Source organism: Rickettsia parkeri, from assembly GCF_051427245.1.
Lineage (GTDB): Bacteria > Pseudomonadota > Alphaproteobacteria > Rickettsiales > Rickettsiaceae > Rickettsia > Rickettsia rickettsii.
Map to the genome: position 1 here is coordinate 966,456 of NZ_CP195774.1, position 14,935 is coordinate 981,390.

Genomic DNA, 14,935 nt, shown 5'->3' on the forward strand with positions numbered 1-14,935 from the left:
ATGCTTTAACCATTTCTTAACTGTTTCTAAATATAGGCAAATTATCGGTGTGATGTATAAAGAGTAAGTAATTGCAATGTGTGAGTAAACCTCCCACTACTGCAGGTCCTAGTGATCTTCTCTCTGTTCTTGTTGCTCCGACTCCAAGCGCAATAGGCATAGTTCTCATTAAGGCAGCTAGGGTAGTCATCATAATCGGTCTGAATCGTATTATACATGCTTCATAAATTGCTTCATGCCGAAGATTGATTGCCAGTTCTCTCAAGTTCTAAGGCAAAATCGATAATCATGATAGCGTTTTTCTTCACTATACCGATTAACATTATAAGTCCGACAAATCCGTACATATCAAGTTCGCTATTAAATATTAGTAGAGCGAGTAATGCTCCCAATATAGCGGTAGGTAGTCCTAAAAGTATAGTTATAGGATGCACAAAACTTTCATATAACATGCCAAGGATGATGTAAATAACTATAACGGCAAGTCCAAGCAATAAGCCAAGATCGGAAAAAGACGACTGACATGCCTGAACTGTTCCTTGGAAGCTTCCCGTAATCGTAGCCAGCATTTGTAACTCTCTTATTGCTTGATTAACTTTTGGAACGGCATCACTAATTGAATATCCATCTTGCAGGTTAAATGATACCATAACTGAAGGTAATTGCCCGAAATGTGAAATACTACAATTTTAGCAAGGGTAGTTAGCGTTACTAAATTGCCGTTTGTGGAGTTAATATTGACTAAAGATAACATTGATGAATCTGTTTGATATTTAGGATCTAGCTCTAAAATAACGTCATATTGAGCTGTTGGGGTATATAATGTGGAAATCTGCTCAGCACCGTAAGCTGCATATAAGATATTCTGGACGTGCTCGACTGATATACCGAGTTTTGCAGCCTTATATCTATCAATCTGCACTAAAGTTTATGGCTGTGCTATTTGTCAATCCGAAGTTACGTTAATAAAACCTGGCAGTCGTGCGAGCTTGTCCTTTAATTTCGGTGCAAAGCTAAATAGTACATCTTGATCGAGTTCTTGCATAGTATATTGATATTGGCTTTTGGTTGCTGGTCCGTCGATCGTAATAGTAGGTGCGTTCTGGATATATACCCTTAAACCTACTAAATGATTTAGTTTTGAACATAACTGATCTATAACGGCGTCAGCTCCTATTCTTTGATCACGAGGTTTTAAGCTAATCAAAATCGTACCCTGATTTACGGCAGAGTTTCTACCTGAAACACCTACGGCAGAAAAAAATGAATCTATATTAGGATTTTTAAGTAATACATCACTTACTTGTTGCTGTTCTTGCACCATCGCATCAAAAGAAATAGTTTGAGCGGCGTCGGTAAAAACTAAGATTTGTCCCGTATAGGAATAAGGCATAAAGCCTTTGCGTACTTTCCCAAATAAATAAGCCGTTGCGATGATTACTAAGAGAAAAATATAAGCATAGTAGTTTTTGAATGCTCTACTACTGTTTTTAGACTGCTACCATATTTTTGTTTGACATATTCAAAGGCTTCTTCGGTTAGTGGTAGGTCGTTATTGCGAGGCGTCAAAGGCGCCGTGGCAATCTCGGTTGGTTGCCCTGAGAGTGCTTCGTCACTACGTTCCTCGCAATGACGATCCCTCAAAAACACATTACATAACATAGGAGTTACGGTTATCGAGATAACTCCCGAAAGCAAAATAGAGGTAGTAATAACAACGGCAAGTTCGTGCAGTAGCTTCCCTAAAATTCCGCTCATAAATAATATTGGGATGAATATCGTCATTAGGGATAAAGTCCTTGAGACGATAGTAAATCCTATTTCTTTTAGTACCGTTAATACATCCTGCTATTTTACTCTCGCCTTTTTCCATATGTCGTGTGATATTTTCAAGCACTACTATTGCATCATCCACGACAAAACCCATCGCAAGCGTTAGAGCCATTAAAGACATATTATCGATGCTATAACCGAATAGATATATAAAGGCAAAAGTACCGACAACTGATAAAGGAAGGGCAATAGTCGGAATAATCACGGACCGTCAGTTATGTAGAAAGAGAAATATAGCAATCACTACGAGTATTAAAGCGAGTAGCATAGTAAAATTGGTATCATTTACCGATTCTCTGATATAGAAATTGACCTATCAAACATGATATTAATATTAATGCCCTCAGGGATTTGCCTGCGAAGCAACGGCAATACTTCTTTTATAGAGTCGACTATTTCAATAGTATTAGTAGTATCCGGTTGTTTTTGAATAGCAAGTATTACCCCCGGCTTATCCCTATACCAAGCGGCTATTTTATTATTAGCTACGCTATCAATGGCTTTCCCAATATTTTTAAGAAAAAGCGGATTACCGTTTTTATAAGTTAATATTAACTCATTATATTCTTTAACATTTTGTAATTGCCCAGGGGCTCTAATGCTTGAGTAGATATCTGTACCGTATAAAGCTCCGGTCGGTAAATTAACGTTAGCAGAGCTGATAATGTTTGATACTTGGTCAAGCCCTATATTATTTGCTGCCATTTTCACAGGGTCAATCTGCACACGCACTGCATATTGCTGTGAGCCGTAAACTTGTATCTGTGCAACACCCGGCAGCATAGATAAACGCTCAGCCATAATTGTTTCGGCGTAATAGTCCACGGTATATAAGGGGAAGAGTCTCAGAGGTTAAAGATAAATAAAATATAGGTGCGTCGGCAGGATTTACTTTACAATATGAGGGCGGGGTAGGTAAGTCGTTCGGTAGTTGCTTGTATGTCTTGTGCCGCTGCATCTATATTTCGGTCTAAATTAAACTGCAAAGTAATTTGAGTAGTACCGTTACTATTAACCGAACTCATCGAGTCAATATCTGATATCGTCGAGCATTGCTTTTCAAGCGGTAATGCAACTGAAGATGCCATAGTAGTAGGGTCAGCTCCAGGCAAGCTTACTGAAACCAGAATAGTCGGGCAGTTGATGTCAGGTAAAACGCTTACCGGTCATATCCTATAGCCGAATGCTCCAAACAGCAAAATAGTTGCCATGAATAAAGTAGCAAGAACCGGACGCTTAATAAATATTTCTGAAATACCCAATTATTTTTTCCTGTTTTATGGATTTTTTCTGTCATACATATCGTCATTGTGAGCGACTGTAAGCAGCGTGGCAATTTCATGAAATAATGACAAACTCCTAAGATTGCTTCGTCAATTACTTTGTAATTTCCTCGCAATGACGATTTGACACTACTCCTCCCTAACACTCACCTCTGCTCCGTTAGATAATCGTAGCTGCCCGTTGGTGATTACCGTTTCTCCCTCATCTATACCGCTTTTAATAACAATAAAATCATCATTAGAAAACACTATATCTATATTCTTGACCACGGCTTTATTATATCTTGATCGACAACAAATATATAAGGACCTTGATCGTTAGTTTGCATGGCTTTAGACGGAACTATTAAAGCCTCTTGTTCGATGTAAATCGTTAGGGATACACGAACACACTGTCCCGGCCATAATATTTCGTTTTGGTTAGGTAGTGTTGCTTTAACTTTGATAGTGCCGCTATTTGGATCAATCGAATTATCGACAAAAACGATCTCACCGTCTTTAATTTCTTGGTCGCTTACGGTTCTAACCGTCAAAGCTAAATGATTAGATTTTTGAGATTTATTAATACGCTCGAGATATTTTTCAGGTACGGAGAAGCTGACATAAATAGGCGAGCTAGTATTGATAGTTACTAGACGCACAAAATCCGGCGATACTAAATCACCTATATCCACATTACTCTCACTAAGTTTACCATCAAAAGGAGCTACTATTTTTGAATACTCGATTTGTAAATTAGCGTCTGCAATAATTGCTTTATCGCGTTCCACGGTGGCCCTAAGCATATTCATATTAGTTAGTATCTGTAAATACTGCTCTTCCGAAACAGCTTTTTCCTCGTATAAAGCACGATATCTTGCCTTTTCTTTTATAGCATCTTCAAGGTTATAAGTATCACTTAGTAAATTTGCTTGTGCTTGCTGTAATTGATTTTGAAAAGGACGAGAATCGATTTCATATAATCAATCACCTGTTTTTACTTCTTGTCCGTCATCAAAATTTACACTTAATATTTGGCCCGTAACTTGAGATTGAATATCGGCACTTTGGTCAGTTTCAGCTACTCCTGCAAGTTCTATCACATCAGATACGTCTTTTCTGATAACTTGTGTTACCTCAACCGGAGCTGCTATAGTGATTTGTTTACTGCTTTTATTATGATGTTTTATTACCCAAACCACTAATATTACTATTTAGTACTAGTAATGTTATCAATATCAAATTCCGCATTATTGTTTTAAGCATTGTTATTTGCCAAAATCAAAAATAGGTCCTGCTATGTTGCCGCCTACCTGCCAAGTCTCAGCTGAATTAGTAAACAGAGTATTAAGTTTATTGCTACCGAATCCTAATAAGCCTGTTAAAGAAATTTGTGGAAAATAAGTAGCTTTTATTGTTTTTAAGTTTACATCTGCTGCTAGTAAATTCTGCTCTGCTGCTTTAATATCGGTCTTTGCTCTAAAAGCTCTGATGGTAATATTTTAGGTAATATCGGTAGAGCAGGGAAGTAATCTATTGGTTTATTACGATAAATTAAGCCGTTTACTATATTTTCAGGAATTCTACCTACTAAAATTTTAAAGTGGTTTCCTGCTCATGTCTTTGTTGTTTTAAAGGCGGCAATGATAACTTAGTAAGTGCAAGCTCGGAAGCAGCTTCACTAACCGATATTAAATCACCTACGCCAAGATTATATAATTTCTGATTTAATTTATAAATTTCCGTTTGAGCCTCAATTAGCTTTTCAGTTAGATAGATTTGTTTGTCTAATACTAAAAGATTAAAGTAACTTATAGTGACGTTGCTTATAACTGATAAAAGTACCGCTGCCTTGCTATACTCACTTGCAAGGAAAGTTTTTTTAGCTGATTCGCTAGCGTTGGCGGCTGCCTCTATAAATCCAGCTCGTAATTAAGCACGCTTGCTAGCCCTAAATTATTAGAGAATTTCGGTTTATTCGGTGCTTTTGTTTCTTTACTGTTTTTTGTTTGATTTGCTCCGCCTTGTAAATTGATTTGTGGAAATCTATAAGAATTAATAAGGTTAAGCTGTGCTTGCGCTGCTAGCACATTACTCATTGCCAGCTCAATATCGGAGTTACCGGTTAAAGATTCTTTGATTAGGTTATTTAACACCGGATCGTTAAATTGCAGTCACCACTTGGAGGATGCATTATTATTTTGTTCTAGAGAATAATTATTCCAAGTAGTAGGTAATGAGAGTTTAGGGGGAATATTATCGTGTTTTGCATTACAACCACATAGAAGAAATGATGAAATCGATAAAACTAGAATATATTTTAAGTAAATGCAAAATCGGCATATGAAGTTCATCGATTAGGTTCATTAAAATAAATTACTTAATATTAATTATGAATCTTTAAACCGTTATGTCAATATAGACTATTATTTGTTCAACTAACTATTTTTATAATTACGTAATAATGTTGCTATAGCATATTTTAGAAAGCTTGATATAAGTGAATTTTGCAGGATTCGCTTGTGTGTTCACGTATTTTTATAAGCTGTGTAGGCTCACCCTTAAATTCATCTTATCTGAAGCTTTCTAAAATATGCTGTAACTTTTCAGAAACAACTTTAATTTCATAATTTTGTTTGAGAGTAAGGTAGGCGTTTTTAGAAAATTCTTTTGCTTTTATAGGGTTCTCTATTAGATAGACAATTTTTGCTGCTAAATCTTCAGCAGAGCCGGCTTTACAAATAAGCCCGTCTTGCATGTCGTTTAAGATTGCTGCAGGTCCTTCAGTATCTGTACTAACGATAGGCATGCTTGCCTCCATTGCTTCAAGCACTATAATTCCAAACGGTTCATGAAGAGACGGTAAGCAAAAAATATCTATTTGTTTAAAGAATTTATCTCTATCGTTAACCCATCCTGTAAATGATATTTGATCTTGTAAATTAAGTTTATGTGCTAAAGCAATTAAATTATCTTTTTCTTCGCCGCTTCCACCTATAACTGCATGAAGATCATATTTTTTTTCTTTTAAAATTTTGATAGCTTTAATAAAAACATCAACACCTTTCTTAGCTACAAATCTTGCTAGTACACCAATTACGACAGGTTTTCTATATGTTTTATTTGGAATAAAGTCTTTAGCAATATTTATCATATTCGGTAGGATGCATATCCTAGATTCGGCAAAGTGATTTTTTAATAAAAATTCTTTCATATGATGCGTCAAGGCAATAACAAAATCACATTTACGTAGTCCTTTTAAACTATAATTATGAGCGATACCGATTAATTTTATATTTTGTGATTTAGCAAATTTACTAAAATTTATTGCTCTGTTACCGTGTGCTATAATTATATCGGGTTTAGTCTTATGAATTATATACTTAAAAATAAGTACCGAGAGTAAATCAAACGGTACTATATTAGGTAGTTTTAAGCTTTGTTTGTGTAGAAAGGAATTTATTTTTGCCTTGTAAGAAGTGATATTTATAACCTCAATTTTTTGCATCTCTAAAGCAGTGCTATAATCTAAAAATGCTTGTTGAATGCCGCCAAGGTCACGACTTAGCATAATATTAAGGATCTTCATTACTTATAATTGCTCGATTTCTTTTTCTGTTAAACCGGTAAAATCTATAATTTTATCTAAAGGTTTGTTTTTTGCTAACATTTTTTTAGCTATAGAAATTTTTTTGTTTTGCTTCCCCTCTGGCTTCCCCTTTAGCTTTAGCATCCATAATTTTCTGCTCTTTTACGGCTAGATTATCCATTTCGGTTTTTATCATTTTTTCATAAGTATTTAACTCTTTTTCAGACCAACTAGCTTGATCCAAAGCATAAAAAGCTTTTTTAATAATAAAATCATGACCTATCAAATTCCTTCTAGAGTGCTTTCATGTGCATGTTTAAAGAAACTATGCCCATTTTTTTTGAAGGTTCTCTAATTGATCTAATTCTTTATTAAATTTCTCAAGCTCTAAAAATATAAAATAAAAATCTTGTAGGTCGTTCTCATAAGTTTTAGTATCAAGTAATCTATGATTTGATCTCCAATCTTTTTTGTCGGGCAATAAAATAAAATCGGCAATAGCTAAGAATATTACTCCTCGAAGTTTTGCATATACTGCCATTTTTTTATGATCTTCATCTTTGTTTATTATTTATTCTTGAATAGGCCTTTGCTGTATAAAGCTGAGCTCGTTTTTCAAAACCTGGATGTTTGCTGACCTGCATCTCTACAATAAATTGAGTACCGTATTTATCTCTACATAATACATCAACTATAGATTGTCTATAAGCAGCGATGTCGGAACCTTAGATTTTTTTAAAAAAGTAACTTCGGTAATTATTTCTTTTCCCGTATAACCTAAAATGTTATTTAGAAAATGAATAAGTATATCCTTATTTTTTTCTGTACCGAAAATTTTTAAAAATGCATAGTTATTTTTAGGGTCTAAGAAACGTGAAATTAGCATAATAGTCTATATTTTTATATATCATCACTTCATTATAGCAAATTCCAAGAAATTTGCTATAATACAATTTCCTAATATGTAAAACATTATGATTAGTAAAATTAATTTTGTAAAAATGCATGGTCTCGGTAATGATTTTGTTATTGTTAACAAACGAGATTTATCAAGTTCATATGATTTATCGCAGTTAGCAAAAAATATGGCTGAGCGTCATACAGGTATTGGTTGCGATCAGTTTATTATTTATGAAGAGCATAATGATTTTTATGAAATGATTATATATAACATAGACGGCTCTAGTGCTAAATTATGCGGTAATGCTACAAGATGTTTAGCCAAGTTAATTTATCTTGATACGGGAAAGCAAGATATTACCGTAATGGTAGGCAATAAAAAATTGCTATGTAATGTCAATGATGAAGATAATATTAGCGTTAATGTAGGAAGCGTAAGTTTTAATGAAGCTTGGATGCCAAGTCGTGATAAAGTTTGGGAATTTGCAGAGCGTTATATGATTGATTTAAAGGAAACTATTTGCGTTGATATAGGTAATCCGCATGTAGTTATTTTTAGTAAGTTAGAACCTCAAGATCAAAAAATTGTCGGTGAAAGATTGCAGGCTAAGGAATTATTCGCAGATGGGGTAAACGTTAATTTTGCTGAAGTAAAAGATAATAAAATCTATTTATCCGTTTGGGAGCGGGGGGCAGGGTTAACCCTTGCTTGCGGAAGCGGAGCTTGCGGTAGTTTTGCTGCCGGTTTAAAGCGCGGTTTTATTCATTCACCAAGTACTATAGTCTTTAAGCACGGTAACCTTACTATGAAAGAAGAAAATGGTAATATAATAATGCAAGGGGCAGCTACGCTTGTAGCACGTGGGGAATATTATTGTGAGCAATAATTTAAGACAAAACGTAGTAACATTTGGCTGTAGACTTAATATTTACGAAAGTGAGATAATACGAAAAAACTTGGAATTGTCGGGTATCGATAATGTAGCAATATTCAATACTTGTGCGGTAACTAAAGCAGCTGAGAAACAAGCAAGACAAGCTATACGCAAGGCTAAAAAAAATAATCCTGATTTAAAAATTATTGTTACCGGCTGTAGTGCTCAAACAAGTCCGCAAATGTACGGTAATATGCCGGAAGTTGACAAAGTTATAGGTAATGAAGAGAAGTTATTACCTAATTACTACCAAATTACCGATGCAAAAATAACAGTTAACGATATAATGTCGGTGAAAGAGACGGCAAGTCATTTAGTAAGTAGCTTTGACTGTAAGTCTCGTGCTTTTATTCAGGTACAAAACGGTTGTGATCATTTTTGTACTTTCTGTATTATCCCTTATGGTAGAGGAAAAAGTAGATCAGTAGCAATAGGAGCTATAGCAGAGCAGGTAAAGCATTTGGTATTAAACGGCTTTAAAGAAGTAGTTTTTACCGGTGTCGATGTCACGGCTTATGGTAGTGATTTGCCAGGAAGTCCAACATTCGCACAAATGATTAAACGAGTGTTGAATTTAGTCCCTGAATTAAAGAGGCTTAGATTATCTTCAATAGATGTTGCAGAAATAGATGATGAACTTTTTGAGCTTATAGCTTATAGTGAAAGGATAATGCCGCATTTTCATATTAGCTTGCAAGCAGGTGATGATATGATATTAAAACGTATGAAAAGACGTCATAATAGAGCAAACGTAATAGAGTTTTGTCGGAAGCTGCGGGCAATAAGACCGGAAGTATCTTTTGGTGCGGATATTATAGCTGGTTTCCCGACTGAAACCCCTGAAATGTTTGAAAATACAAGAAAATTAATTTCAGAAGCGGAATTACAATATTTACATGTTTTTCCTTATTCGGAAAGAGAAGGAACGCCTGCAGCACGTATGCCACAAGTACCTAAAAATATAAGAAAAGAAAGGGCAGCAATTTTAAGGCAAGAAGGGCAAAACCAGTTGACCGAATTCTTTAAAAAACATATAGGACAGAAAGTGGAGTTATTAGTAGAGAATAATAATATTGCCCATACCGAAAATTTTATTCCGGTAAAGCTAGATAAACCTTTAGAAATAGGGCAGATATTTAAAGCGAAGTTGGTGGCGATAGAAGAGAATTATATGAAGTGTATGTTGGTTTAACATCATTGCAGGGAGGTATTGTTGTGTAGATACTGAAGGTCGTCATTGCGAGGAGCCGTAGGTGACGCGGCAATCCAGAAAATAATTAAAAAAATTCTGATTTACAGAATTTTTAACTGGATTGCTTCATCAATTGCTATGCGATTTCCTTGTAATGACGGATAAACAGGTCCACGCAACAATGCCCGCTCGCAATGACGTTCTACCTTACAATAAAAAATCAAAAACAAAAAAACAATCATGGAAAATATAGAAACAATATTAAGGCTTGCTGAGGACAAAATCTTATTAGTACAAAACTTAAAAGCTCTGCAAGAATATAAAGTAGAATTTTTAGGCAAGAACGGTATAGTGACCGGTGAGCTTAAAAAATTAGGTAGTTTAAATGAACAGGAACGTAAAGAATTTGGCTTAAAAATCAATAAATTAAAAGATAAAATACAGAATATAATAAAAGCAAAAGCAGAAATTTTAGAGGAGCAGGAACTAAATTTTAAACTTGCTGCCGATAAAATTGATTTAACAATCCCTGCACGGAGATATAAACAAGGTTCTATTCATCCAATAACACAATGTAGTGAGGAGTTAATACAAGTATTTTCGCAGTTTGGTTTTACTATAGAAAACGGACCGAATATTGAGAATGATTTTCATAATTTTACCGCTCTCAATTTTGAAGATGATCATCCCGCAAGGCAAATGCATGATACTTTTTATTTGAAAAGTCAGGAAAATAATAAGCCGTTGTTATTACGTACTCATACCTCAACAGTGCAGATTAGAGCTATGAAAAACGGCAAACCGCCTTTTAGGTTTATAGCACCGGGTAGGACTTATAGATCGGATTCGGATATGACGCATACGCCAATGTTCCACCAAATAGAAGGGCTTGTTATGGATAAAAATATCAATATGGGACATTTAAAATATGTTATAACGACATTTATAAAAAGCTTTTTTGAAAATTCTAATATTGAATTACGTTTTAGACCCAGCTTTTTCCCATTTACCGAACCTTCTGCCGAAGTTGATATTCGGATGAATAAAAACGATAAATGGCTTGAGGTCCTCGGTTGCGGGATGGTTCATCCAAACGTGCTTAAAAATGTTGGTATCGATAGCAGCGAGTATCAAGGTTTTGCTTTTGGGCTTGGAGTAGAGCGTTTTGCAATGTTAAAATATAATATCAAAGATTTAAGACAATTTTTTGAAGGCGATATGCGTTGGCTTAAACATTATAATTTTGGGAGCTTTGATATACCGAATTTAGCAGGAGGGCTTACGAAATGAAATTTACGTTATCATGGTTAAAACAATTTTTAGAGACATCGGCTTCAGTTACTGAAATTGCCGAAGCCCTAACAGCTATTGGCCTTGAAGTGGAAGAGGTGATAGATAAAGCGGCGGAATTACAAAAGTTTGAAGTAGCATATATTACAAATATTAAACCTCACCCGTCAGCTGATAAATTAAAGCTTTGTGATGTTGAGACTAAAAGCGGTATGCTGCAAATAGTTTGTGGTGCGCGTAATGCAAGAGCAGGTATAAAAGTAGTACTTGCAAATATCGGAATAGAAATACCAAACGGTAAATTTAAGATTAAGGAATCTGTTATTAGAGGCGAAAAAAGCTGTGGTATGCTTTGCTCTGAAGAGGAATTACTGCTAGCTTCAGAGTCTGAAGGGATTATAGAGCTATCTGAAGATGCCGTAGTTGGAGAGAATTTTACTAAATATTATGGTTTAGATGATCCTATATTTGTTATTAACGTTACTCCTAATCGTGGTGATGCACTTGGAGTTTACGGCATCGCAAGAGATTTAGCAGCTAAAGGAATAGGAATACTTAAAGAGCTAGAAATTTCGGCAATAAAGAGTACATTTATTTCTAAAATGAAGCTTAACGTGCAAGATAAGGAAGCCTGTCCGTTATTTACTTTTAGAGAGATAAGAAATTTAAAAAATAAACCAAGCCCTGATTGGTTACGGAAATTATTAAAAAATGTTGGGGTAAAAACTATTTCAAGCTTAGTGGATGTAACAAATTATATTTCCTATAGCTTTGGGCAGCCGATGCATGCTTACGATGCAGATAGGATAAAAGGGGGAATTACTGTAGCACGTCATTGCGAGAAGCATAACGACGAAGCGATCTCAGGACAACAAAATGAGATTGCCACGGCTGCTTTGCAGCCTCGCAATGACGTAGCTAAATGCCACGCCCTAAACGGCAAAGAATATTTACTTACAGAAAATGATTTAGTTATAAAAGATGAAAGTGGTATTCAAGGTCTGGCCGGTGTCATTGGCGAGGCTGATAGTAGTTGTACTGATAGTACGACTAATATAATACTCGAGGCTGCTTGTTTTAATGCTAAAATGGTTGCAGCTAGCGGGCGAAGGTTCCAAATTGATACGGATGCTAGATATCGTAATGAGCGTAATATCGATAGAAATTTTACGGAAAAGGCTTTGGATATAGCAACTAATCTTATTTTGTCAATATGCGGAAACGGTGAAGTATCGGAAGTAGTGAAAGTCGGTGAAAAAGAGTCACAAAAAAAAACTTTAGATTTTTCAGCATGTTATTTAGAAAAAATTACAGGAATTAAACTAAATATCAAAGCGATAGAAGCCATATTAAATAAACTAGGATTTATTACGGATGTTAAAGGTGAGATTATAAAGGTAATAGCTCCTTCTTGGCGTCACGATATAACTATTTTAGAAGATATAGCTGAAGAAATCGCTCGTATTTACGGCTATGATAAAATAGAGAGTATAAAATTACCTGAACTAGACCAAGATAATAATAAGCTAAGAGAGCATAAAAGAATATCTAGTTTTAAAAGGATATTAGCAAGCAAAGGCTATGATGAGGTAGTAACTAACTCTTTTATGAGTAGTGAAGATGCAAAGTTGTTTGCTGAATTAAAAGAAGAGTTATTTTTGCTTAATCCTATTAGCATAGGAGACAATTATATGCGTCCTACTATACTGCCGAATTTGTTAAGTATAGTAAGTAAAAATCTAGCACGCTCTATAAAAGATATGGCTTTTTTTGAAGTTGGACCAAGTTTTATAGATTTAAATACGGAAGCAACTTATTTGACGGCAATTATAAGCGGTTCATATAATAATAAAAACCCTCATTCGCTTGGACGAGGCTATGATGTTTTTGATCTTAAAGGCGATTTAGAGTTGGTAGCTGATTATGCAGGACTATCTATAGATAAATGTATAGCAACAAATGGGACAGCATTGCCACAATATTATCATCCAACTAGAGCAGTAAATATAGGGCTTGGTAAAAATTTATTAGGTCATTTTGGGCAGATACATCCTAAAATCTTGAAATATTACGATATTAATCAGGAAATATTTGCATTCGAGCTAAATATTACGAATTTGCCGTTGATAAAAGCTAAATTTGGTAAAAGAGACGAATTTGCAGTATCGGATTTCCAAGCTAATTTTAGAGATTACGCATTTATTGTTGGTCAAGATCATAGAGTCGGTGAAATAATATCATATATAAATAATTTTAATAAAAAGCTTATCAAATCAGTTATATTATTTGATATTTATAGCGGTGATAAATTACCTGAAGGTAAAAAATCTATAGCGGTTAAAATAGAGCTACAAGCAGATGATCGGACGTTATCTGATACTGATTTAAATTCGTTCAGTAAAGATTTAGTTGCTGCCATCTCACAAAAATTTCAAGGAACATTAAGAGAATAACAATATGTTAAAATTAATAGTTGAAACAAAAACATTAGTTCAGTCCCTAGGGTTTGCAAGTTCCGTTGTTGAAAAACGTAATGTCATACCTGAATATGCAAACATTAAATTATCGGCAAAAGACGGCAATCTAGAGCTTAGTTCTACTAATATGGATTTGTACTTAAGTCAAAAAATAGCAGTACAGGTAGTAAGTGAAGGTGAATGTACCGTTTCTACGAAAACTCTAAATGATATAGTCCGAAAACTTCCGGATTCCGAGCTTACATTAACAGATCTCGGTACAACGGGACTTGAGATCAAAGGAAAAAATTGTAAATTTAATTTATTTACTTTGCCGGTTAGTTCTTTTCCTGCAATGGATAGTATTAATCCTGAAGCAAGTTTTAAAATTTCCTGCACGGATTTTGCTAAAATAATCGAATCGACAAAATTTTCGATTTCTTTAGATGAAACTCGTTATAATTTAAACGGTGTTTATTTACACATAAAAGACAAAGAGTTTTGTTCGGCAAGTACCGATGGGCATAGACTTTCGATTTCATGGGTAACATTAGAAAAACAAATAAAGAATTTTGGAGTTATATTACCCCAAAAAAGTGCAGAGGAAATTTTAAAAATCGTTAAAGATCCTAAAAATATAAATGAAGATATAGAAATTTTATTAAGTAGCAATAAGATTAAATTTATATGTAACGAAAATACTAGTATGCTATCAAAGCTTATAGACGGTACTTTCCCTGATTATAGTACTTTTATTCCGGAAAGCAGCAGCTCAAAATTAGTAATTAATCGAAAAATGTTTGCAGATAGTATAGAAAGGATAGCGATAATAACCGTTGAAAAATTTAGAGCAGTAAAATTATCGTTATCTCGTGAAACCTTAGAGATTAGTGCCGTCGGTGAAGCAAGAGGTAACGCAAAAGAGGTTATTAATTCTTCACAAGATAAGGAAAGTTTTTATGAATATAATAGTGATGAGTCTTTAGCTATAGGCTTTAACCCGCAATATTTGGAAGATGTCTTAAAAGCATTGAAATCGGATGTAGTAGAACTATATTTTTCAGATGTTTCAGCACCGGTACTTATTAAATTTCCTGAGAATCCTAAAGATATTTTTGTCGTCATGCCTGTTAAGGTGTAAGTGTTATGAGAACCGGAATATATAAGCATTACAAAGAAACATTATATCAAGTTATAGATACTGCAAAACATACTGAAACTTTGCAAGAGTTATATGATAATTTCCAGTTTCTGGGTAAGGCCGCTTGAAATGTTTAACGAAAAGGTTTTATTACACGGCAAAAATATTCCACGTTTTGAATTTATTTCTGAGAAATAATTAAATCTGCCCTATGTGCATGCCCGCCTATGCGGGCATGACATCGAGTGGGTTTTTTTGAGCCATATAACAATGCCAAAGAACGGTGGGAAGAAATAATTTTTGACTAATAGCTAAAGCTTCTCTATTATTTCCCTCA

17 protein-coding genes and 4 pseudogenes are annotated in these 14,935 nt (G+C 34.5%); 7 read left to right on the forward strand and 14 right to left on the reverse strand.

Going from position 1 to position 14,935, the window contains the following annotated elements; translation table 11 throughout:
• Nucleotides 1-16 precede the first annotated feature (16 nt).
• The 14 genes and pseudogenes from ACSFFC_RS05510 to ACSFFC_RS05575 all read right to left on the reverse strand — a co-directional run bounded on the left by ACSFFC_RS05510 (nt 17) and on the right by ACSFFC_RS05575 (nt 7,570).
• Nucleotides 17-193 carry an efflux RND transporter permease subunit gene (locus tag ACSFFC_RS05510; RefSeq protein WP_081463600.1) on the reverse strand — a complete coding sequence of 59 codons (177 nt, stop codon included), beginning with the start codon at nt 191-193 and terminating at the stop codon, nt 17-19.
• Between the two features lie 40 nt (nt 194-233).
• Nucleotides 234-650: an efflux RND transporter permease subunit gene (locus ACSFFC_RS05515; protein WP_331270836.1), complete on the reverse strand. Its 417-nt coding sequence runs from the start codon at nt 648-650 to the stop codon at nt 234-236.
• A pseudogene (locus ACSFFC_RS05520) lies at nt 581-1,393 on the reverse strand (efflux RND transporter permease subunit). The gene ACSFFC_RS05515 and the pseudogene ACSFFC_RS05520 overlap by 70 nt, the downstream one beginning before the upstream one ends.
• A gap of 47 nt (nt 1,394-1,440) precedes the next feature.
• A pseudogene (locus ACSFFC_RS05525) lies at nt 1,441-2,038 on the reverse strand (efflux RND transporter permease subunit).
• Nucleotides 2,039-2,118: 80 nt separating this feature from the next.
• Entirely contained in the window at nt 2,119-2,634 is a 516-nt protein-coding gene (locus ACSFFC_RS05530) for an efflux RND transporter permease subunit (protein WP_014410663.1), read from the reverse strand.
• Between the two features lie 92 nt (nt 2,635-2,726).
• Nucleotides 2,727-2,987, reverse strand: a pseudogene (locus tag ACSFFC_RS05535) (efflux RND transporter permease subunit); the annotation flags it as partial.
• 258 nt (nt 2,988-3,245) lie between these two features.
• Entirely contained in the window at nt 3,246-3,386 is a 141-nt protein-coding gene (locus ACSFFC_RS05540; protein ID WP_156144471.1) for a hypothetical protein, read from the reverse strand.
• The gene (locus ACSFFC_RS05545) at nt 3,371-4,069 is read right to left on the reverse strand and encodes an efflux RND transporter periplasmic adaptor subunit (RefSeq protein ID WP_081497772.1); all 699 of its coding nucleotides are present in this window, start codon (nt 4,067-4,069) and stop codon (nt 3,371-3,373) included. Before ACSFFC_RS05545 ends, ACSFFC_RS05540 begins: the two co-directional genes overlap by 16 nt.
• Nucleotides 4,070-4,078: 9 nt before the next feature.
• Nucleotides 4,079-4,297 (reverse strand): biotin/lipoyl-binding protein, encoded by a 219-nt coding sequence (locus ACSFFC_RS05550; protein WP_014410664.1) that lies wholly within the window; start codon nt 4,295-4,297, stop codon nt 4,079-4,081.
• Between the two features lie 66 nt (nt 4,298-4,363).
• Nucleotides 4,364-4,594 (reverse strand): TolC family protein, encoded by a 231-nt coding sequence (locus ACSFFC_RS05555; RefSeq protein ID WP_499217222.1) that lies wholly within the window; start codon nt 4,592-4,594, stop codon nt 4,364-4,366.
• Nucleotides 4,595-4,685: 91 nt separating this feature from the next.
• The gene (locus ACSFFC_RS05560) at nt 4,686-5,012 is read right to left on the reverse strand and encodes a TolC family protein (protein ID WP_499217223.1); all 327 of its coding nucleotides are present in this window, start codon (nt 5,010-5,012) and stop codon (nt 4,686-4,688) included.
• Nucleotides 5,009-5,251, reverse strand: a complete 243-nt coding sequence (locus tag ACSFFC_RS05565) for a TolC family protein (RefSeq protein WP_041472205.1) — start codon at nt 5,249-5,251, stop codon at nt 5,009-5,011. The genes ACSFFC_RS05560 and ACSFFC_RS05565 overlap by 4 nt, the downstream gene beginning before the upstream one ends.
• 416 nt (nt 5,252-5,667) lie before the next feature.
• Nucleotides 5,668-6,684 carry a glycosyltransferase family 4 protein gene (locus tag ACSFFC_RS05570; protein ID WP_012719669.1) on the reverse strand — a complete coding sequence of 339 codons (1,017 nt, stop codon included), beginning with the start codon at nt 6,682-6,684 and terminating at the stop codon, nt 5,668-5,670.
• A 3-nt stretch (nt 6,685-6,687) separates the two neighbouring features.
• A pseudogene (locus ACSFFC_RS05575) lies at nt 6,688-7,570 on the reverse strand (Rpn family recombination-promoting nuclease/putative transposase).
• 88 nt (nt 7,571-7,658) lie between these two features.
• Between ACSFFC_RS05575 and dapF the strand changes: the two are divergent.
• From dapF to ACSFFC_RS05610, 7 genes are all read left to right on the forward strand, one after another.
• Complete coding sequence (gene dapF, locus ACSFFC_RS05580; protein WP_014410665.1) at nt 7,659-8,471, forward strand: diaminopimelate epimerase; 813 nt, start codon at nt 7,659-7,661, stop codon at nt 8,469-8,471.
• Entirely contained in the window at nt 8,446-9,711 is a 1,266-nt protein-coding gene (mtaB, locus tag ACSFFC_RS05585) for a tRNA (N(6)-L-threonylcarbamoyladenosine(37)-C(2))-methylthiotransferase MtaB (protein WP_012150773.1), read from the forward strand. Before dapF ends, mtaB begins: the two co-directional genes overlap by 26 nt.
• 240 nt (nt 9,712-9,951) lie before the next feature.
• On the forward strand, nt 9,952-11,001 hold the full coding sequence (pheS, locus tag ACSFFC_RS05590) for a phenylalanine--tRNA ligase subunit alpha (protein WP_010977215.1): 1,050 nt from the start codon (nt 9,952-9,954) through the stop codon (nt 10,999-11,001).
• A complete protein-coding gene (gene pheT / locus ACSFFC_RS05595; RefSeq protein WP_014410666.1) occupies nt 10,998-13,454 on the forward strand; it encodes a phenylalanine--tRNA ligase subunit beta in 2,457 nt (818 codons plus the stop codon). Before pheS ends, pheT begins: the two co-directional genes overlap by 4 nt.
• 4 nt (nt 13,455-13,458) lie before the next feature.
• Nucleotides 13,459-14,598 carry a DNA polymerase III subunit beta gene (gene dnaN / locus ACSFFC_RS05600; protein ID WP_014410667.1) on the forward strand — a complete coding sequence of 380 codons (1,140 nt, stop codon included), beginning with the start codon at nt 13,459-13,461 and terminating at the stop codon, nt 14,596-14,598.
• Nucleotides 14,599-14,603: 5 nt separating this feature from the next.
• Entirely contained in the window at nt 14,604-14,726 is a 123-nt protein-coding gene (locus tag ACSFFC_RS05605) for a DUF1653 domain-containing protein (RefSeq protein ID WP_014410668.1), read from the forward strand.
• Between the two features lies 1 nt (nt 14,727).
• Nucleotides 14,728-14,796 carry a hypothetical protein gene (locus ACSFFC_RS05610; RefSeq protein WP_231839134.1) on the forward strand — a complete coding sequence of 23 codons (69 nt, stop codon included), beginning with the start codon at nt 14,728-14,730 and terminating at the stop codon, nt 14,794-14,796.
• Nucleotides 14,797-14,935: the final 139 nt, after the last annotated feature.